2 protein-coding genes are annotated in these 998 nt (G+C 65.1%); both read right to left on the minus strand.

Features of this window, described 5'->3' with window-relative positions; all coding sequences use genetic code 11:
* Positions 1-298, minus strand: a 298-nt coding sequence (locus EN939_RS35660) for an FGGY family carbohydrate kinase (protein WP_245473303.1), incomplete at its 3' end; no start/stop codon positions are given.
* Positions 299-458: 160 nt separating this feature from the next.
* The coding region (locus EN939_RS35665) for an SDR family oxidoreductase (protein WP_164751580.1) at positions 459-998 on the minus strand (540 nt) is incomplete at its 5' end.

Below are 998 nucleotides of genomic sequence, written 5' to 3' on the forward strand. Positions count from 1 at the left end.
TGCCGGATCTGCTCACCGGCAGCGGCACGCCGCCCTCGCCCAGCACCACCAGCGAACAAGTGGCGTCGAACCCGATGCCGGCGATCGCCTCGGGTGCCACGCCCGATTGAGCGACCGCTTCCCGCGTGGCCGCGCACACCGCCCGCCAGATGTCGTTGCTCGACTGCTCGACAATGTCGCCGGCCTCGCGCCAGGCCTCGATATCGCGCTTGGCAGAGGCGAGCATGTTTCCAGTGTGGTCGAACACCCCGGCCCGCGCGCTGCCGGTGCCGACGTCGATGCCGAGGAAATTAGGCATGGGGGAAACCTTCGGTTCAGGGCAGTAGGCAGTAGGCAGTAGGCAGTAGGAGATTAGCGAGTTGGGATAGGGAGCAAGAAGCGTTTTCGACAGCAAGGTCGTGCCTTTATCTTCCCCCTACTGCCTACTGCCTACTGCCTATTCCCTATTCCTCACCCACTCACAAATCATTGCTCTGCGGCAAAATCACCAGATCGCGGATCGTCACGTTGCGCGGGCGGGTCAGCATGAACATCACCGCTTCGGCCACCTCGCGCGGCTGCATCAGGCCGCCGGCGGCGAGTTCTTCCTCGAGCTTGGCCTTCGGCCAGTCGTCGACCAGCGCCGTCACCACCGGGCCGGGCGCCACCGCACCGACGCGCAGGCCGTGCTTGGCGACCTGCCGGCGCACCGTGTGGACGAAGGCCTGCACGGCGTGCTTGGAGGCCGTGTAGATCGGCTCCCAGACCACAGGAACCAGTCCGGCAATCGAACTGGTGACGATGACGTCGCCCGTCTTGCGCTCGATCATGTGCGGCAGCACCGCCTGGATCGAACGGAAGCAGGCATTGATGTTGAGGTTGAGCATCCGGTCCCAGGCGTCGGGATCGCCGGTCGCCACCTCGCCGCCGACATAGGCGCCGGCATTGGCATGGAAGATGTCGAGTTGGCCGACCTTCTCCAGAATCTGCGGCATCATGGTGGCGACGCTGGCCGGCTG

Origin of the sequence: Mesorhizobium sp. M7A.F.Ca.CA.002.05.1.1 (assembly GCF_003998335.1) — a bacterium.
GTDB lineage: Bacteria > Pseudomonadota > Alphaproteobacteria > Rhizobiales > Rhizobiaceae > Mesorhizobium.